Annotated in this window: 15 protein-coding genes and 1 pseudogene; 8 read left to right on the forward strand and 8 right to left on the reverse strand. The window is 74.8% G+C overall.

Annotated features, from left to right (window positions below; translation table 11 throughout):
• Window positions 1–84 precede the first annotated feature (84 nt).
• Entirely contained in the window at window positions 85–801 is a 717-nt protein-coding gene (locus tag ABT095_RS35730) for an Acg family FMN-binding oxidoreductase (RefSeq protein ID WP_350533771.1), read from the forward strand.
• A 3-nt stretch (window positions 802–804) separates the two neighbouring features.
• Here ABT095_RS35730 and ABT095_RS35735 read toward each other — a convergent pair whose 3' ends face one another.
• Entirely contained in the window at window positions 805–2,520 is a 1,716-nt protein-coding gene (locus tag ABT095_RS35735) for a sensor histidine kinase (RefSeq protein ID WP_350533772.1), read from the reverse strand.
• A 175-nt stretch (window positions 2,521–2,695) separates the two neighbouring features.
• On the opposite strand from ABT095_RS35735, the gene ABT095_RS35740 reads away from it, so the two are divergent.
• From ABT095_RS35740 to ABT095_RS35760, 5 genes and pseudogenes are all read left to right on the forward strand, one after another.
• A complete protein-coding gene (locus ABT095_RS35740; RefSeq protein WP_350533773.1) occupies window positions 2,696–3,739 on the forward strand; it encodes an alcohol dehydrogenase catalytic domain-containing protein in 1,044 nt (347 codons plus the stop codon).
• 29 nt (window positions 3,740–3,768) lie between these two features.
• Window positions 3,769–4,455: a helix-turn-helix domain-containing protein gene (locus tag ABT095_RS35745; RefSeq protein WP_350533774.1), complete on the forward strand. Its 687-nt coding sequence runs from the start codon at window positions 3,769–3,771 to the stop codon at window positions 4,453–4,455.
• A gap of 383 nt (window positions 4,456–4,838) precedes the next feature.
• Window positions 4,839–5,855, forward strand: a complete 1,017-nt coding sequence (locus ABT095_RS35750; RefSeq protein ID WP_350533775.1) for an Acg family FMN-binding oxidoreductase — start codon at window positions 4,839–4,841, stop codon at window positions 5,853–5,855.
• A gap of 157 nt (window positions 5,856–6,012) precedes the next feature.
• Window positions 6,013–6,618 carry a GNAT family N-acetyltransferase gene (locus ABT095_RS35755; RefSeq protein ID WP_350533799.1) on the forward strand — a complete coding sequence of 202 codons (606 nt, stop codon included), beginning with the start codon at window positions 6,013–6,015 and terminating at the stop codon, window positions 6,616–6,618.
• Window positions 6,618–6,713, forward strand: a pseudogene (locus ABT095_RS35760) (CBS domain-containing protein); the annotation flags it as partial. The gene ABT095_RS35755 and the pseudogene ABT095_RS35760, both read left to right, overlap by 1 nt.
• A gap of 379 nt (window positions 6,714–7,092) precedes the next feature.
• Here ABT095_RS35760 and ABT095_RS35765 read toward each other — a convergent pair.
• The 3 genes from ABT095_RS35765 to ABT095_RS35775 are packed head-to-tail and all read right to left on the reverse strand — an operon-like array spanning window position 7,093 to window position 9,515.
• A complete protein-coding gene (locus ABT095_RS35765) occupies window positions 7,093–7,362 on the reverse strand; it encodes a DUF1918 domain-containing protein (protein ID WP_350533776.1) in 270 nt (89 codons plus the stop codon).
• Window positions 7,359–8,066 (reverse strand): helix-turn-helix domain-containing protein, encoded by a 708-nt coding sequence (locus tag ABT095_RS35770; protein ID WP_350533777.1) that lies wholly within the window; start codon window positions 8,064–8,066, stop codon window positions 7,359–7,361. Before ABT095_RS35770 ends, ABT095_RS35765 begins: the two co-directional genes overlap by 4 nt.
• Window positions 8,067–8,090: 24 nt before the next feature.
• Window positions 8,091–9,515, reverse strand: coding sequence for an MBL fold metallo-hydrolase RNA specificity domain-containing protein (locus ABT095_RS35775; RefSeq protein WP_350533778.1), 1,425 nt, complete (start codon window positions 9,513–9,515; stop codon window positions 8,091–8,093).
• 157 nt (window positions 9,516–9,672) lie between these two features.
• Between ABT095_RS35775 and ABT095_RS35780 the strand changes: the two genes are divergently transcribed.
• Complete coding sequence (locus ABT095_RS35780; protein WP_350533779.1) at window positions 9,673–10,371, forward strand: CBS domain-containing protein; 699 nt, start codon at window positions 9,673–9,675, stop codon at window positions 10,369–10,371.
• 403 nt (window positions 10,372–10,774) lie between these two features.
• Here ABT095_RS35780 and ABT095_RS35785 read toward each other — a convergent pair whose 3' ends face one another.
• The 4 genes from ABT095_RS35785 to ABT095_RS35800 all read right to left on the reverse strand — a co-directional run bounded on the left by ABT095_RS35785 (window position 10,775) and on the right by ABT095_RS35800 (window position 16,587).
• The gene (locus tag ABT095_RS35785; protein ID WP_350533780.1) at window positions 10,775–13,348 is read right to left on the reverse strand and encodes a cation-translocating P-type ATPase; all 2,574 of its coding nucleotides are present in this window, start codon (window positions 13,346–13,348) and stop codon (window positions 10,775–10,777) included.
• 25 nt (window positions 13,349–13,373) lie between these two features.
• Window positions 13,374–13,937 carry an Rv1733c family protein gene (locus tag ABT095_RS35790; protein WP_350533781.1) on the reverse strand — a complete coding sequence of 188 codons (564 nt, stop codon included), beginning with the start codon at window positions 13,935–13,937 and terminating at the stop codon, window positions 13,374–13,376.
• Between the two features lie 152 nt (window positions 13,938–14,089).
• Window positions 14,090–15,379: an amidohydrolase gene (locus ABT095_RS35795; protein ID WP_350533782.1), complete on the reverse strand. Its 1,290-nt coding sequence runs from the start codon at window positions 15,377–15,379 to the stop codon at window positions 14,090–14,092.
• Window positions 15,376–16,587, reverse strand: a complete 1,212-nt coding sequence (locus tag ABT095_RS35800) for an MFS transporter (protein WP_350533783.1) — start codon at window positions 16,585–16,587, stop codon at window positions 15,376–15,378. Before ABT095_RS35800 ends, ABT095_RS35795 begins: the two co-directional genes overlap by 4 nt.
• A 159-nt stretch (window positions 16,588–16,746) precedes the next feature.
• Here ABT095_RS35800 and ABT095_RS35805 point away from each other — a divergent pair, with 159 nt between their 5' ends.
• Window positions 16,747–17,820, forward strand: a complete 1,074-nt coding sequence (locus tag ABT095_RS35805; protein ID WP_350533784.1) for an Lrp/AsnC family transcriptional regulator — start codon at window positions 16,747–16,749, stop codon at window positions 17,818–17,820.
• The last annotated feature ends 568 nt before the right edge of the window (window positions 17,821–18,388 follow it).

Raw genomic sequence — 18,388 nt, forward strand, 5'->3', positions numbered from 1 at the left:
TCAAGACCCGCACCCGATACGACGAAGCGACCGCCTGGTCGCACCACGCCCACCTCCATGCCGCTTGACCTCAAACGTCATGGGGTGTCTGACCCGGCCGAGCCGGACCTGCTGGCAGGCGTCCGGCTCGACCGGTCCGTCCCGGTCCGCCTGCCGGCCGATGTCGCGCTCTACCAGGCGATCTGGCACCGGCACACGATCCGTACGCCGTTCACCGGTCCGCCACTGCCGGAGCCGGTGCTCGCCGAGCTCGTCGATGCGGCGCGGACGGAGGACGCGGTGCTCCGCCTCCCCGGGCACGGCGAGACCGAGCGGCTGCTGCGCCTGACGGCGGAGGCCGAGCGGGTGGGGACCACCGATCCGGCTCAGCGGGAGGAGAGCCGCAGCTGGATCCGGGGGCCCGGAGCGCCCCCGTACGGTATCCCGGCCTCCGCGCTCGGCCCGCAGGACGCCTCCGGTCACCTCCCGATGCGGGACTTCGCCGCGCTGGACCCCGCCCGCCACCTGCCGCCCGTTCCGTTCGAGCGGGAGCCCCGGATCGCGGTCCTCACCACGCACGGTGACCGGCCGGTCGACTGGCTGCGGGCGGGGACGGCGCTGGAGCACGTGCTGCTGACGGCGACCGTGCACCAGGTCCGGGCCTCGCTGCTGCACCAGGTCGTCGAGCGGCCGCAGCTGCGCCGGGAGGCCCGGGACACCCGGCAGGGCCCCGGGTACGTGCAGATGCTGATCCGCCTCGGCTACGGGCCGGAGGGAGCGCCGACGCCGAGGCTTCCGGTCGCGGAGGTGCTGGACGGCTGATGCTCAGTCAGCCGAGAGGGGTACCCGCCAGATCAGCTCGGTGCCGCCGCCGGCCCGGGCGGCGGCCCGGAACTCGCCGCCGAAGGCGCCGGCCCGCTCGGCCAGGTTCGCGAGCCCGCTGCGCCGTCCGGTCTCCGGCAGGCCGTCGCCGTTGTCGGTCACGGTGAGGGTGAGGTGGTCGTCGGCCTCGACCGTCACCTCGACGGAGGTGGCGTGGGCGTGGCGGGCGGTGTTGGAGAGGGCTTCGTGGAGGACGGCCACCGCCTGGTCGGCGACGTCCCTCGGCACGGCCACGTCGAGCAGCCCCGACATCCGCACCGCAGGAGCGAAGCCCAGCACGGTGGTCGCCCGTTCGACGGTCTCGACCAGGGCGGCGCGCAGGCCGGAGGCGGCCGGGCCGGTCTCGCGGGCGCGGAGGCCGAAGATGGTGGCGCGGATGGTGCGGGCGGTCTCGTCGAGGTCGTCGATGGCGCGGAGTACGCGGTCGGTGGCCTCGGGGTGCTCGATGAAGCGGGTCGCCCCCTGGAGGGTCATGCCGGTGGCGAAGAGCCGCTGGATGGCGAGGTCGTGCAGATCGCGGGCGATCCGGTCGCGCTCCTGGAGCAGGGCGACCTGTTCGGAGTCGCGGCGGCGCTCGGCGAGCTCCATGGCGATGGCGGCCTGTCCGGCGAAGCCCTGCAGCGGTATCGACTCGTCCGGGTCGAAGAGTGGTGCTCCGGTGGCGCGGGCGAGCATCAGCACGCCGCGCATGCCGAGGTCGGCAGTACCGATCGGTACCGCGACGGCCGGCCCGAGCCCTTCCCAGCGGGGCGGTCCGGCGGTGATCCTCGGGTCCTTCCGGACATCAGTGCTGACCACCAGACCCCCGGTCAGGGCGGCGGCGCCCATGAAGGAGCCGTGCAGGGGCAGGACCAGGCCGCGGTGCTCACGCTCGCCCTTGCCGACCGCGATCCGCACCTCGAGCTCATCGCTCTGCGGCAGCGGCAGGGCGACGACGGCGAGGTCGGCCCTGGCGATGTCGGTGGCGCGGGTGACCAGCAGGTCGAGGACATCGCGCTCGGTGCTGCCGGAGAGCAGGCTGCTGGTGACCTCGGCGCTCGCGGCCAGCCAGCGTTCGCGCAGCCGGGCCTGGGCGTAGAGGCGGGCGTTGTCGATCGCGACCCCGGCGGCGACGGCGAGGGTGGCGAGCACCGACTCGTCCTCGGCGTCGAACTCGCCGCCGCCGCGTTTCTCGCTCAGGTACAGGTTGCCGAACACCTTGTCGCGGATGCGGATCGGCACACCGAGGAAGCTGGACATCGGCGGATGGTGGGCGGGAAAGCCGTACGAGGCCGGGTGGTCGGAGATCCGCGCCAGGCGCAGCGGCTCGGGGAGGCGGATCAGTTCGCCGAGGATCCCGTGGCCCGACGGCAGCGGGCCGATCTCCCCGACCTGCTCGTCGGTGACGCCGACCGGGATGAACTGCGACAGCCGCTGGTCCTCCCCGATCACGCCGAGGGCGCCGTACTCGGCATCGACGAGCGTGACCGCGGCCTCCACGATGTGCCGCAGGGCCTGGGTCAGGTCGAGGTCCCGGCCGACGGCGAGGATCGCCTCCAGGAGGCTGTGCACCCGGTCGCGGGTGCCCCGGGCTGCGTCGAGCCGGCTCTGCAGTTCGTCGAGGAGATCGTCCAGCCGCAGCTGCGGCAGCGGGGTCGGGCTGTCAGGTGCGATGGCCACCGCTTCCTCCCGGGCTCGGTGACGGCCGTTCCCAGCCTAAGCCGGTCCGTGACGTACGACACGCTCCGAATGGGCCGGTCGGCCCGTCCGGAGCACCCGGTGGACCCAAGCCCGGTGCGCGGCGCGGGGGCGAGTCTGGAGACCGGAGCGGCCATGCGCGACGGGAGTGAGAGCGATGAAGGCACTGACCTACCACGGACCTGGTCGCCGGACCTGGGGAGAGGTCCCGGACCCGGTCGTGCGTGACCCGGAGGACGCGATCGTCCGGGTGGACGCCGTGACCATCTGCGGAACCGACCTGCACATCCTCAAGGGCGACGTCCCCGAGGTCGCCGAGGGCCGGGTGCTCGGGCACGAGGCGGTGGGCACCGTGGTCGCCACCGGGCCGGGCGTCCGGACGGTCGCGGAGGGCGACCGGGTGCTGGTCTCGTGCATCTCGGCCTGCGGGCGCTGCGGCTACTGCCGCCAGGCGGCGTACGGGCAGTGCACGGGCGGTGGCGGGTGGATCCTCGGCCACCTGGTCGACGGCACCCAGGCCGAGTACGTGCGGACGCCGTTCGCCGACAGTTCGCTGCACCGGCTGCCCGAGGGTGTCAGCGACGAGCGGGCGCTGCTGCTCGCCGACATCCTGCCCACCTCCTTCGAGGTCGGGGTGCGCAACGGCCGGGTGGGCCCCGGCGACACCGTGGTGATCGTGGGCGCCGGACCGATCGGGCTGGCTGCCATCACCACGGCGCGGCTCTACAGCCCCGGGAGGATCATCGCCGTCGACCCGGCCCGCAGCCGGCTGGACGCTGCCGAGCGCGCCGGAGCGGACGAGCTGATCGATCCGTCCGTCCGTGACGCCGCGGCGATCCGCGCATTCAGCTCCGACGGGCTCGGCGCCGACGTGGCGATCGAGGCCGTCGGGGTGCCGGAGGCCTTCGAGCTGTGCACCCGGGTGGTGCGCCCGGGCGGACGGGTCGCCAACGTGGGCGTGCACGGCAGGCCCGCCACTCTCCACCTCGAGGACCTGTGGATCAAGAACGTCACCATCACCACCGGCCTGGTGGACACCAGCAGCACACCGCTGCTGCTCGGCCTGCTGGCCGCCGGGCGGTTGGATGTCGCCGACCTGGTCACGCACCGCTTCGGGCTGGAGGAGATGCAGGAGGCGTACGACGTGTTCGCCGACGCCGCTGACACCGGTGCGCTCAAGGTCGCGCTGTTCCGGACCTGAGGCGGAGCGGCGAGAGAGGGTGAGATCTCATGCAGACAGAGCCGATGACCTGGCCGTACGTCGATCCGGGAGCCGTCGCGCGCCGGATCGCCGACCGCAGGGCCCAGCTCGGCCTCAGCCCGGAGGCGCTGGCCCGGGAGGTCGGAGTGTCACCGCACTACCTGGCGCTCCTGACCGAGACGGGGCCGAACTTCGACCCGAACGGGTTCCTGCGGATCGCCGCCGCCCTCGGGCTGAGCTACCGCGAACTCCTGGAGGGCAGGGCCGACCAGTCGCCCGGCCAGAGCCCGCCCGGGCCCCGGCCCGCCCTCGTCCGGCTGAGCGAGGCGGAATGCTGGGAGCACCTCGGCAGCCGGGGGGTCGGCCGGATCGTCCTCCCGGCCGACCCGGCGCCGATCGTCCTCCCGGTCAACTACGCCGTCGACGGGCGGACCCTCATCTACCGGACCGACCCCTCCGGCGCGGCCGCCGCCCCCGAGGGCTCCCCGGTGTCCTTCCAGGTCGACCTGATCGACGACCACCGCAGCCAGGGCTGGAGCGTCCTGCTGACCGGCACGGCCGAGCGGATCGAGGAGCACCAAGTCCTGCAGCGCCTGCTGCGCGACCTCGCCGTCCAGCCCTGGGCGGGCGGGCCGAGGCTGCTGTGGATCCGGGTCCGGCCGGCGACGGTCTCCGGGCGGCGGATCACGAGCATGCCGGGAGGGGCGGAGGACTGAGCCGCGTACGGGCGCCGGGCGGGGGCAGGGGGCCGGCACCGCGCGGCGGGCGTGACGGCGAACCTGCAGGTCACCGACCTGTGCGAGGTGACGACGGCGCACCTCCTGTCTCCGCGAGGGGTGACGGCGCCCGCCACGTCCAGCCTGTTCGTCCGCAGGCTCCCGGCCGGTGGGGGATCCCTGGTCGCGGCCGGACCGGAACCGGTCCTCGACCTCCTCGCCGCCTTCCGCGCCGAGGAGGAGGACCTTGCCGCGGGAGGGCCGAGCGGCCCAGTCCGGCAGGTCCGTACGGACCGGGGAGCGACCCGCAGGGCCCTTCGCCGCAGGGGCGCCGGAGATGCACGGTGAGTACAGGACAGCCCGTGCGAGCAAGGAGCGTTCCCATGACCGAGCAGCCTCTGACCTCCGCCGAATTCCGGCTGCTCGCCGCAGCCGGGTCAGCGGCACCGTCGTTGCACAACAGCCAGCCCTGGCGGTTCCGGCCCACCGCCGACCGGCAGGGTCTGCTCGTCCACGCGGACCCGGCCCGGGCCGTGCCGGCCACCGACCCGGACGGCCGTGCCCTGCACCTCTCGGTCGGCGCGGCCGTGTTCAACCTGCGCACGGCTGCGGCCCACCTCGGCCGAGGCACCGCCGTCACGCTCTGCCCCGACCCCGGCGATCCGACGCTCCTGGCCGGCCTGCACTTCGTCGACCCGAACGCCACACCGACCGCGACGCTCCCCGCCGCCTCCGGCGCGGAGCTGTACGCGGCGATCACACAGCGCCACTCCAGCCGCCTGCCGTTCGCCAACCGGGACATCCCGGAGACGGTGGTCGGCGAGCTCATCGCGGCCGCCGCGGCCGAGGGCGTCCACCTGGCGGTGCTGGAGGAGGCCGGGGTGCGCCGGGTACTGGAACTGACCGCCGAGGCTGAGCGCCGCACCTCCGCCGACCTGCGGCGCCAGGCGGAGACCCGCAGCTGGCTGCGGCTGGAGGAGCCGGCCGCCGACGGCATCCCGCTGTCGGCGCTGGGCCCGCTCGACCACGACGCCCGGGTGCCGATGCGCAGCTTCGCGGGCGGCCCGCCCAGGCCCGCGACGCCCATCCAGCGGTTCGAAGCCCTGCCCCAGCTGGCCGTGCTGAGCACCCAGGGCGACCTGTCCGAGGAGTGGCTGCGGGCGGGGCAGGCGCTGGAGCGGGTCTGGCTGCTGGCGACCCTGCACGGGGTGCGCGCCTCGGTGCTGCACCAGGCCGTCGAGTGGCCCGAGACCCGGTGGCAGCTGCGCGACCCCGCCGACGGGCCCGGTCACGTCCAGGTGGTCGTCCGTTTCGGCTACGGCCCGCCCGGGGCTCCCACGCCCCGCCGCCCGGTCGAGGAAGTCCTCGATCTCGAGGTTCGACCCGCTGACGCGAAGTGAGAAGGAGCGGGACATGTCGACCGTATCGATGCCGCCGCTCGGCAGCGACGCGCTGCTCGCCGACGGCACGACCGTGACCATCCGGCCGATCGGCCCGGCGGACCGGTCGGCCGTGCTCGCGCTGCACGTCGACGGGATGTCGGAGGAGAGCCGCCGGATGCGCTTCTTCGGGGCCAGCCGCCGGGCGCCGGAGCTGGCGGCCGAGCGGCTGTGCGGGCCGTCGCACCCCGGGCGGTTCGCGCTCGGGGCGTGGGCGGCGGACGAGCTCGTCGGAGAGGCCGACTACGAGGTCGCGGACGGCCGCCCGGACACCGCCGAGCTCGCGCTCGCCGTGGCCGACGCCTGGCACCACCGGGGTGTGGCCACCCTGCTGCTGGAGCACCTGGTGCACGCCGCCAGGGCCCGGCCGACACGCTGGTGGGCAACCAGGCCGTCCACCGGGTCTTCGCCGGCCTCGGGCTGCCGGTGCGCCATCACTTCGAGCAGGGCGAGGTACGGGTCCGGGTGCCACTGGCGGAGAGCGACGGCCGCTACCGCGCCGCGGTCGAGGAGCGCGGGCGGACCGCCGACGTGGCGAGTCTGGCCGCGCTGCTGCGTCCCGGCTCGGTCGCGGCGATCACCGCCTCACGGCGCGGTGTGCTCCCCGTCGTCGCCGCCGACGAGTCGGTGGTCGGCGTGGTGGCCGCCTCCGACCTCCTCGCGGCCTTCGGTGCGGAAGAGGAGGAGACCGACGAGCCCACGGCGCTCCTGGCCGGCGACCTGATGACCGTTCCCGCCGTCACCGTGACCGAGGCCCTGAGCATCCGGGAGGCGGTACGGATCGTCCTGAGCGAGTCGATCCACCACCTGCCGGTGGTCGACGCGGACGGCCGGTCGGCCGGCATCCTCTCGCCGCACGACCTCCTGGACGCGCTGCGCCGTGCCGATGAGGCGATCCGGGACGAGGCACTCGCTCTCGCCCTGACCCCGGGTTCGGGCGTGGCGGCGGGTTCGCTGCGCGTCGGCTGCGAGCGCGGCATCGTCCTGCTGGCCGGACGCACCCGGACGCACCCGGACGCAGGCCGACGCGGCGGTGCTGTGCCTGGCCGTGTCCGGCATCGACGGGGTGGCGGGCCTCATGGACAGGCTCAGCTGGGACGTGGCCGGGAAGGGCTCGGACCGGGAGGACTGATCACATGCGTGTCCAGGCCGCCGCCGGATCAGTTCCGGAGGCGGCCTGGGCTTCGGTGTCGCTCGGTCAGCCGACGGTGTCGCCTTGTCGGTCGACGGAGAGGTGGAGCGCTTCCCGGGCGGGAGGGGCGGGGTGCTCCTCCCGCCGCCGGGGGTAGTGGTGGAGGTGTGCGTCCGGGCCGGGGAAGAACTCGGAGACCCGGCCGTCCTCCGACCAGCGGACGTCGTACGGCGGGCTGCCGTCGGTGTGATGGAGGGCGACGATCTCTCCGTCTCGGCGGGCGACCCCGGGGCGGGTGCCCTCGATGATGATGCGGTCTCCGACGGCGGCTTTCATGACTCCTCCTGGGTGGATGTGTCGTCGATGGTGATGGTGCGTCCGGTGACGGAGACGGGCTTGACCCGGACCCAGAGCTCGCGGCGCCCGCCGGCCCAGGGGTCGGGGCTGCCGCGCCGGCGCAGGTGCTCCACGGCCCCGGTGCCGGCGAACCGGTTCGCCTCGCCGGTGACGAGGACGCTCCAGCCGGTCCGCATCGCCTCGTCGACGTGGTCGACCTCGACGGCCACCCGGTGGCCGACGGCCGCGGCGAGCGGCCCGTCCGGGGCGGTGCGGAAGAGCAGGGTGCCGTCCAGCACGCGGTAGTTGACGGGCAGGACGGTCGGCCCGTCGGGCGTGCTGAGGGCCACGCGTCCGACCCCGCCAGGTGCGAGCTTGGCCCAGCACTCCCAGGCGGCGAGCTCGCCGAGCCGGGGGTGCGCCGCGGCGGCCGCCCCGCCGGGAGGCACGTCCGCCCCGCCGCCGAGGAGCCGGGCGGCCGTGGTCTCCAGGGCGGCGGCCAGGGCCAGGAGAGTCCCGACGGCGACGGTCTCGGGCGCGGTCTCCAGGTAGGCCAGGTATCCCTCGGCCATCCCGGCACGGGCCGCCGTCTCGGTGCGGCTCAGGCCGAGCTGTTCGCGGCGGTGGGTGATGCGGCGGCCGAGATCGCCCGGGTCGCTGGGACGGGTCTCGTCGGAAGCCGTTCCGGTGGTGTGCATGTACATGGCGTACTCCTCGGGGTGCCCGGGTCAGCGGACCAGGACGCGTTCGCCGGAGCGGGGGACGATGGCCGTCCAGCCGAGCTCGCGGTCGATCCGGTCGCGCAGGGCTTCGGAGCCGGCCGGTTCGCCGTGCACCAGGTAGGTGGCGCTGGGCGGGGGTGCGGGGCGCAGCCAGTCGATCACCTCGGCGGCGTCCGCGTGGGCCGAGAAGGCCGGGACGTTGACCACCTCCGCCCGGACCGGCACGTAGGTGCCGTACATCTTCAGCGCGCGGGCGCCGTCGACCAGGTCGCGGGCCCGGGTGCCCTCGGCGGCGAAGCCGACCACGATGACGGTGTTGCGCGGGTCGGGCAGCAGGCGGCGCAGGTGGTGCACCACACGCCCGCCGGTGGCCATGCCGGAGGCGGAGACCAGGACGGACGGGACGCTGGAGCGCTCGAGGGCGAGCGACTCCTGGAGCGAATGGATCAGCTCGAAGGGTTCGGGGCTGATCGCGGCCTCGCCGGCCGCGAGGACTTCCGGCCGCAGTTCCGGGGCCCGGGCGGCGAACGCCTCGCGGTAGATCTGCAGGGTGGCGAGCGCCATCGGGCTGTCGACGTACACCGGGGCGCCGGCGGGCAGCCGTCCGGCGCGGCGGAGTTCGGCGAGCTGGTGCAGCACGACCTCGGTGCGGTCGACGGCGAAGGAGGGGATGACGACGGTGCCGCCCCGGGCAAGCGTCCGGTTGACCGCGCTGGCGAACCACTCGCGGGCGGCTGTCTCCTCGTGGTGGCGGTTGCCGTAGGTGGACTCCATCAGCAGCACATCGGCGCCGGTGAAGGGTTCGGGCGGGTTGAGCAGCGGGTGGACGGGCCGGCCGAGGTCGCCGCTGGCGGCCAGGGTGTGGCCGTCCTCAAGCGTGAGGTGGGCCCAGGAGGAGCCGAGGATGTGCCCGGCGGGATGGAGGCGGAGCACGGTGCCGTCGGTGATCTCCACCTCGGCGCCGTGCGGGATCGGGTCGAACAGGTCGAGGGCGCGCTCGACGTCCTTGTCGTCGTAGAGCGGCACGGCCGGGCGGTGCTTGGACCAGCCGTGCCGGTTGGCGTGCTCGGCCTCCTCCTGGAGCAGGTGGGCGCTGTCGCGCAGGATCAGCTCGGCGATCCTGGCCGTGTACGGGGTGGTGAAGACCGGCCCGCGGAAGCCGTCCGCGACCAGGCGGGGCAGGTAGCCGCAGTGGTCGAGGTGGGCGTGGGTGAGGACCACGGCGTGCACGTCGGCCGGATCCAGCGGGAGCGGGCGGCGGTTGCGCCGGCGGTACTCGGCGAGGCCCTGGAAGAGGCCGCAGTCGATCATGATGCGGGCGTGGTCGGTCTCGACCAGGAACTTGCTGCCGGTGACGGTTCCCACGCCGCCGAGGAAGGTGAGCAGCCCCGGGCGGGGTGTGGGCGTGGGGGTGGTGGGCTCGTTCGACATCGCGACCTCCGGGATCGTCCCTTCCAGGATCGCGGTGGGCGCCGGTGGTCGGCGTGGGCCGCTGGGGCCTTCGGGAGGGACCGGTCGGCCCTGTTCCGGGGTGGCGCCGGAGGCGGACAGTGGCGCTGTCGGATCCAGGACGGAGGAGTTGAGGACCATGCAACACCGGAGCGTTCACGACGTGATGACCCGCGGGGTGGTGACCGCCACGCCGGACACGCCGTTCAAGGAGATCGTGGGCCTGTTCCAGCGCAACGACATCACCGCCGTGCCGGTGGTCGACGAGCAGGACCGGCCGGTCGGGGTGGTCTCCGAAGGGGATCTGATCCGCAAGGAGGCCGTGCTCCCCGACCCGGAGGGCCGCGACCCCGGCCGCTGGCTGCGGCCGCACGACCGGGCCCGGGCCGAGGCGGAGACCGCCGGCGGGCTGATGACCAGCCCGGCCGTCACCGCCCGCGCAAGCTGGACGGTCGGCGAGGCCGCCCGCCAGATGGACCGGCACAAGGTGAAGCGGCTGCCGGTGGTCGACGAGGCGGGCCGGCTGATCGGCATCGTCAGCCGGGCGGACCTGCTGCAGGTCTTCCTCCGGCATGACGCCGCGATCCGCGAGGAGATCGTCCACGACGTTCTCGGCCGCACGCTCTGGCTGGGCCCCGAGGCCGTCCAGGTCGCCGTCGACGAGGGCGTGGTCACTCTCACGGGCCGTATGCCGCGCCGGAGCATGATCCCGATCGCCGAACAGCTGTGCCGGGCGGTCGACGGTGTGGTGTCCGTGCACCAGACGCTCGACTGGACCGAGGACGACACCGACGCCCGGGTCGAGCACCCGCACGCCTACGGTGCTCGTCGGCACTGAGGTGCGTCAGCCGGGGCCCCGGAGGGCACCGGGAAGAACCCGTGGCGGCCGGGGCCGTTCCTGTGGAACACCACCACAACGGGACGGCGCCGGCCGCGACCGGCTCGGCACGGTGCTCCGGTCAAGCCGGTGAACCGCGGGACAGGTCGCATCTCGGGCACCACACGGTCAGTACGGCAGCGGGCGGCCGGACGGGGTCCGCAGGTCGAGCGGGGGGCGGGGCTGCGGGCGGCTGGTCTGCTTGGAGATCCGGATGCGCTTCACGGCTGCCACCTCCTGGGTGATGACTCCACACTCCTTCCACGCCTCACCCGGCCCCCTGAGTCCCCGGTCCCTCCTTCGGGGCCCGGCCGGTACCGGGCGTGGGTGGGCCCTCCGGCCCGGGGAAGTGGGGCAGGTGGGGTCAGTGGCGGCGGGTGAGGCGGGCGATCAGGGCCGAGAGCGTGCCGACCGCGAGCACGGGCAGCAGCTCGCCCCACGTGAGTGGGACGGTGTGCAGCAGCTCGCGGAGCGGGGGCAGGTAGAGCGCCGCCGCGCCGAGCAGACCGGAGGCCAGGACCGCCAGCGGGAGGAAGAGGTGACGGCGGAGCGGCCACTGCTCGCGCAGGCCCACGCAGACCCCGAGCTGGGCGGCGAGCAGGGCGAGGAACAGGACGGTCTGCCAGGGCGCGCCCGCGTGGCGCGCCCACAGGGCGGTACCGAGGCTGCCCGCCGTGACGACCACGCCGAGCAGCAGGACCCGCTGCCAGAGGCCGTCGCCGAGCACCTGCTGCTGCGGCGGGCGCGGTGGCCGCCGCATGGTGTCGGGCGAGGCGGGTTCGGCACCCATCGCGACGCCCGTGAGCCCATGGGTCAGGAGGTTGATCCAGAGGATCTGCCCGGCCAGCAGCGGGAGGGCCAGGCCCAGCGCCGGGCCGGTCAGCATCACCAGGATCTCGGCCACGCCGCCCGCCATCGCGTAGAGCAGGAAGCGGCGGATGTTGTCGTAGACCCGGCGGCCCTCCTCGACGGCGGCGACCACGGTGGCGAGCTCGTCGTCGGCCAGCACCAGGTCGGCGGCCTGGCGGGCCACCTCGCTGCCGCGGTGCCCCATCGCCACGCCGATGTCGGCCCGGCGCAGCGCGGGGCCGTCGTTGACACCGTCGCCGGTCATCGCGGTGACGGCCCCGCGCTCCTGCCAGGCCCGGATGATGTCGAGCTTCTGCCCGGCGCTGGTGCGGGCGAAGATCCGTACGGAGGTCGGGTCGTCGACCTGCCCGGCCGCGAGCTCGCGGCCGGTGACCGCGCGGCCGTCGGCGCCGAGCGGGATGCCGACCCGGTCCGCGACCGCCCGGGCGGTCGCGGGGTGGTCACCGGTGATCAGGACCGGGGTGATGCCTGCCGCACGGCAGCGGCGGACGGTCTCCCGAGCGGCGGCTTTCGGCGGGTCGTCCAGCGCCACGAGCCCGAGCAGGCTCAGCCTGTGCTCGGCCTGCGTGGCGGGCCGGGGCACGTCCTCGCGCAGCCCGTGGGCCACGGCGAGCACCCGGTAGCCGTGGGACGCGAGCCCGGCGGCCTCGGCCCGGGCGGTGTCCAGCAGCTGCGGCGGGTCCGCCAGCAGCGCCGGGTCGAGGACGGCCTCGGGCGCGCCCTTCAGGCAGACCTCGACCAGGTCGTCCGGGCGGCGGTGGAGGGTCGTCATCCGGCGTCGTCCGGCGTCGAACGGCACCTCGGCGATTCGGGGGTTGCGCTCGAGGCCGGCCCCGGCCTTCGCTGCTGCGACCAGCAGCGCCGCCTCGGTCGGGTCGCCGAGAGCGCTCCAGGTGCCGTCAGCTCCCCGGCCGGGCGGTACGAGGGAGGCGTCGTTGCAGTGCGCCGCGGTGCGCAGGACGGCTCCGACGGCGTCGTGGGCCTGCGGCGTGTCCGGTGTGATGGTCACGGTGCCGGCCGGCTCGAAGCCGGTGCCGGTGAGGACGGCCGTCGCGGTGGGGGTCCAGACCCGCTCGGCGAGCATCGCGCCCATGGTGAGGGTGCCGGTCTTGTCGGTGGCCAGCACCGTCACCGACCCCAGCGTCTCGACCGCGGGAAGGTGCCGGACGATCGCGTGCCGGGCGGCCATCCGCCGGGCGCCCAGGGCCAGGCTGAGCGTCACCACGGCGGGCAGCGACTCCGGGACGGCGGCCACAGCGAGGCTGATCGCGGTCACCGCCATCAGCTCCAGGCCCTGGCCGCGAACCAGACCGAGGGCGAAGACCAGCACGGACAGCCCGACGGTCACGGCGGCCAGCACCCGGCCGAGTCCGGCGAGCCTGCGCTGCAACGGCGTGGCATCCGCGCGGGGGCGCAGCAGCGCCGCCACCTGGCCGAGCGTGCTCCGGGCGCCGGTGGCGGTCACCTCCGCCACCGCCCGGCCGTGCACCACCACGGTCCCGGCCAGCAGAGCTCCCGCCTCGGCGCCGGTCTCGACGTCGGCCGACTTCTCCACCGGGACGGACTCGCCGGTGGCCGTCGACTCGTCCACCAGCAGGGCGTCCGCGCGCAGCAGCCGGGCGTCGGCGGCGACGATGTCCCCCGCACCGAGCAGCAGGACGTCACCGGGGACGACCTCGGCGACGGCGAGCCGTTGCTCGCTCGCGTCCCGCACCACCCTGGCTGCCGGGGCGCTCAGCGCTGCCAGGGCCTCGATCGCGTGGTCGGCCCGAATCTCCTGGGTGACGCCGACGGCCGTGTTGACCACCACGACGAACCCGATGATCAGGGTGTCGGCGTAGTCGGCGGTCAGAACCGTCAGCAGGACGGCGGCGAGCAGGACGAGGATCAGCGGGTCGCGGAGCTGGAGGGCCACGCGTGACCACCACGGAATCCGGGTGGCCGTGTCCACCGCGTTGGGGCCGTGGACGGCCAGGCGCCGCTCGGCTTCGCGGGAGGTGAGCCCGGGCGGCAGCCGGGCAGGTACTGCGGTCGGCGGTACGGGCGTGCGGTGGTGGTCGGTCTGCACGGTGGCCTCCTGGGCACTGGTCCGGTCAGTTCGGCAGGCGCCGTGACCAGCGCGGCTCGACCTGACTCCACTCGGCGTCCCACCGGGCGTACCGAGAGCGGTTCAGCAGGTGGACGGACCCCTTCCAGAGGCCCAGGCAGAGGAGGGCGACCGAGCCGGCGGTCAGGGCTGCGGTCGTCCAACCGCTGGTGACGGCCTGGGCGTGGTTCGGCGGTGCGGAGACGGGTGTGTCGTGGCTGTCGACCCACAGGGAGACGGCCGTACCGGCGCTCTCCCCGGCCCACACGTCGACGGTGGCGGTGCGGGTCGTTCCGTCGGACGCCGTCCAGGCGGCGGTCGCGGGCACTTTCGCGCTGTCCGCCCCGGTCGGGCCCGGGGCGTCCGTGGTCAGGCGAGCGGTGACGGGGTGTCTGGTGGCGGACTGGGTCTGCGCACTGTGCAGCTCGCCCCGGTAGGAGCGCAAGCCGGTGGTGACGGCGGCTGCGGGCAGCGTGACCGCCAGGACGGCCAGCCGGACACGGGCGAGCCACCACTGGACCCGGTCGGAGGTGCGCCGTACCGGGTTGGCTCGTTGTCGACGGTTGCGCATGATGCCGCCTCCTCGTCAGTACGGCGGTGCCGGCCGGCCTGCTCCCATCGTCCGCGCCCGGTGCTCGGCCGTCGTGGTCCGGTAGGCCCCATTCGTGGGAGTGAAGGTCCCTGATGGGGCGCTACCGGACGTGGCGGCGGTGTCGGCCGGACCTACGGCTGTCGGGCGGTGCCGATCCACTGGGCGGCGGCGCCGAGGAGGGCGCGGACCCCGCGGTCGATGGTCGGGCCGGGCACCGGTGCGTAGTGCGGGGAGTGGTTGACCGGTAGGCCGGGAGGCATCTCGCCGGACATCAGGGCCGCGATCCCGTCCTCACCGAAGGCCGCCGGGTCAGCGCCGCCGAAGTGCCAGAAGACCGAGGGCACGCCGAACGCGGTGCCGAAGTTGCCGAAGTCCTCACTGCCCGCGAGCGGCCACGGCAGGGGGAAGACCGCCGCGTCGCCGAGCGCCGAGCGCAGGCCGGCGACCGCCCGCTCGGTGGCCGCCGCGTCGTTGACGGTCAGGGGGAGCGAGGTGAGTGGGGTGATCTCGGGCTCCCTCGGCGCGCCGGAGGCGGCCGCCTCGGCGCGGACGATCCGTTCGACGGCGGCCAGGACCTTGGCCCGTACGCGGGCGTCGGTGGTCCGGATGTTGACCTTCAGCTCGGCCTCGTCCGGGATGATGTTCTGCCTGGTGCCGGCGTGGATCGAACCGACCGTCACCACGGCCGACTGCGCCGCGCCGACCTCCCGGGACACCACCGTCTGCAGCCGCATGACGACCGCGGCGGCCAGCACGACCGGGTCCACCGCGTGCTCGGGTGAGGAGCCGTGCCCGCCCCGGCCGAAGAGCCGCACCCGGTAGCTGTCCGAGGCCGACATCACCGGCCCGGGCCTGGTGACGGCCACGCCCACCGGCAGCGGGCCGACGTGCTGGCCCAGGCACACCTCGGGGCGCGGGAAGCGGTCGAGGAAGCCGTCGGCGGCCATCGCGGCCGCACCCTCGCCGCCCTCCTCGGCGGGCTGGAACACCGCCACCACCGTGCCCCGCCAGGCGTCCCGGTTCGCGGCGAGCCGGCCGGTCGCGCCGAGCAGGCAGGTCACGTGCATGTCGTGCCCACAGGCGTGCATCACCGGGACCTCCTCGCCGTCCTCGTCGACTCCGGTGTGGGTCGAGGCGTACGGCAGTCCGGTCGCCTCACGGACCGGCAGGCCGTCCATGTCGGCGCGCAGCAGCACCACCGGTCCGTCGCCCGAGCGCAGCACACCCACCACGCCCGTCCGGCCGACGTGCTCGGTGGTATCCCAGCCCTGGGCCCGAAGCTCGGCGGCGACGGCGGCGGCGGTCCGGTGCTCCTGGAAGGCCAGTTCCGGGTGGCGGTGCAGGTCCCGGTAGAGGGCCTCCAGGGCGGGCAGCTGGGATTCCAGGCCGGCGGCGAGCGGGAGGAGGGCGGTGTCGGTCATGCCAGTTCCTTGTCGGTGGTGGGGAAGGGGACGGGCCGCCCGGCGTGGAGGGCGCCGAGAAAGGCCTCGGTGGTCTGCGGGGTGGTCAGGGAGAGGACGGCGGCCAGGGCGGCGCCGAGCGCGAGGAAGGCGAAGGCGGCACCGAAGGAGACGGCGTCGGCGAGTGCGCCCATCACCACCGGGGCCACCACACCGGCGAGCTGGCCGCCGAAGATGATCATGCCGGAGCCGGCCCCGGCCAGGTCGGAGGGCAGGCTCCGCATCGGCACCGCGAAGATCGGCATGAAGCTCAGCCCCGCACCCAGCGCGGCCAGCGTCAGCCAGCCGACGAAGGCCGCCAGCGAGTGGGCCGTGGTCATCAGCAGCACCCCGAGGGCGGCCACCGCCATCGCGGGCGCCACCACCAGGCCGTGCCGTCCGCCCAGCCGGTCCGCGAGCCGCCCGCCCACCACGGCGGCCACCGCCGACACCAGGGCGGGCACCAGCGCCGCCGCGCCCGCCGCCGTCAGGGAGAGGCCGCGCTCGTCGTTGAGGTAGGTGGGTACCCAGGTGTTCAGACCCCAGACGATCAGGTCGTAGCCGAAGAACATCGCGGCGAACCGCCACATCACCCCGGCGCCGAGTACCAGCCGCACGCCGCTGGTCCCCGCCCGCAGCGGCTGGTCGGGCACCCCGGTCGGCGCGGGCAGCCACCGCCGCAGCGCCGCGTACACCAGCACGCCGACCGCCGCGATGGCCAGGAAGGTCGGCCGCCAGCCGAACGCGACGATCAGCGGCGCGCCCAGCACCGGGGCGACCACCGCCGCCAGGGCGTTCGAGCTGGACACCAGACCGTTGGCGCCCATCCGCTGACCGGGCGTGGTGCGCTCGCTGACCGCCTTCATCGCGGCGGCGGGGAAGATCCCCTCGGCCGCGCCGAACAGGAACCGCACCAGCAGCAGCACCACGAACGAGCTCGCCAGCCCGGTCAGGGCCGTGAACGCCGACCAGATCAGCAGCGCCCAGGCCACCGTCCGCCGTGCGCCGAAGCGGTCGGCCAGCATCCCGCCCGGGATCTGGCCCAGCGCGTACGCCAGGAAGAACACCGACACCGCCAGGCCCTGTTCGGCGCGGTCCAGGCCGAACTCGCGGCCGATCGACGGCAGGGCCAGATTGATCACCAGCCGGTCGACGTAGTCCACCAGCCAGGCGCCGAAGAGCAGCGCCACCGTGATCCTCGCCGCTCGGTCGAGTCTCTCCCGGGGTGGTGGGGCCGGTGTGGCGGCCGTGGGGGATGTGGCCACAGGCGTTCCTCTCTACAGTGGGGGCCGTCGCGGCACGCGCAGGGTGGACACAGGATTCGGCCCGGCGGCGGAGAGGAGCCCGAAATGCAGGAAAGCGGCAGCGGGCCCGGCGCTGCACCGGAATCCGGCAACGCCTTCTCCGAGCTCGACCTCGCCCTGATCGACGCCCTCCAGGCCGACCCGCGCGCGCCCTGGGCCCGGATCGGCCCGGCGATCGGCGTGGACGCCACCACCGCGGCCCGCCGCTGGGATCGGCTCACCGCTGCCGGGCTCGCCTGGGTCACCGCGTACGCCGCGCCCGGCACCGCGCCGGTCGCCTTCCTGGAGGTCGGGTGCGAGGCCGGTGCCCTGGCCCGGTTGGTCGCCGAGCTGGTGGAGCTGCCCTGGGTGTTCAGCGTCGAGCACGTGGCGGGTGACTTCGAGCTGTTCCTGTCGGTCTGTGCCGCCGACCTTCCCGGACTCGGCCGGCTCGTTCAGGACATCGGCGCCCGCCCCGAGGTGCGTACCGTCCGCACCCGGCTCTCCCTGCGCCACTTCCTGGAAGGCAGCGCCTGGCAGGTCCGCGCTCTCGCTCCCGCCCGCCGAGCCGAACTCGTCATCGCCCCCGACCCGGGCGCGCCGTCCGGACCTGACCTGCTCCACAGCCCCACCGACCTCGCCCTGCTCCTCGCCCTCGGCGAGGACGGCCGCGCCGGATACGCCCAACTCGCCGCCCGCACCGGCATCGGCGAGTCCACCGTCCGCCGCCACCTGGGCCGTCGGCTGCGCCAGCGCGGACTGCTGCTGCGCTGCGACCTCGCCCAGGGGCAGGCCGGCTGGCCCGTGGTGGTCGGCTACCGTGCCGCCGTGCCGCACAGCGCGCTCGACCGGGTCGGCTCGACAGTGGCACGGCTGCCGCAGACCCGCCTGTGTGCCTCGGTCACCGGCTCCACCAACCTCCTGTTCTCGCTCTGGCTGCGCGGAGCCGACGAGATCGGTGCGATCGAGGCCGCACTGGCCGAGCGGACCCCCGAGCTGGAACTGCGGGAGCGCACCGTCACCCTGGCCACCCACAAGCGGATGGGCCGGGTGCTCGACGGGCGCGGACGGGCGTTGCACCACGTCCCCCTGATCACCCCGCCGGATGCTGCCGGGGCGAGTGCGGCCGACCCGCACTGACGGTTGGGGCCGTACGGGCCTGGACGGGGCGGGCAGCCGGCGGACCGACGGGGCCGGACGGCCCATGCGCGACCTGTGGTCCCGGCGGACAGTGGGGTACGGGACCGCCGGGAAGCTTCCCGTGGCGGCACCGCCGGCGAATCCGAGGAGCCCCGATGGACACGACGGCACCACTGGTGGAACTGGACGAGGCGGGCCTCGCCGCGCTCGTCGACGTACTGCGGGAGCGCGGGTACACGGTGGTCGGGCCGACCGTACGGGACGGTGCGATCGTGCTCGCCGAGCTGGCGTCGGCGGCGGAGCTGCCGCACGGCTGGAGCGTCGAGGCCGAGCCCGGCCGGTACCGGTTGCGGCGGCGTGCCGACCGGGCGGTGTTCGCGCACTCGGCCGGGCCGCAGTCCTGGAAGACCTTCCTGCACCCGCCCCGGGCCCGCCTCTGGCAGGCCGACCGGGCCGAGGACGGCACCGTCACCGTCCGGGAGGACCACGAGCCGCCGCCCCGGTACGCCTTCCTGGGCGTGCGCCCCTGCGACCTGCGGGCGATCGCCGTCCAGGACCGGGTGCTGAC

The sequence above is a fragment of the Kitasatospora sp. NPDC002227 genome, assembly GCF_040296285.1.
In the GTDB taxonomy this organism is placed as follows: domain Bacteria; phylum Actinomycetota; class Actinomycetes; order Streptomycetales; family Streptomycetaceae; genus Kitasatospora.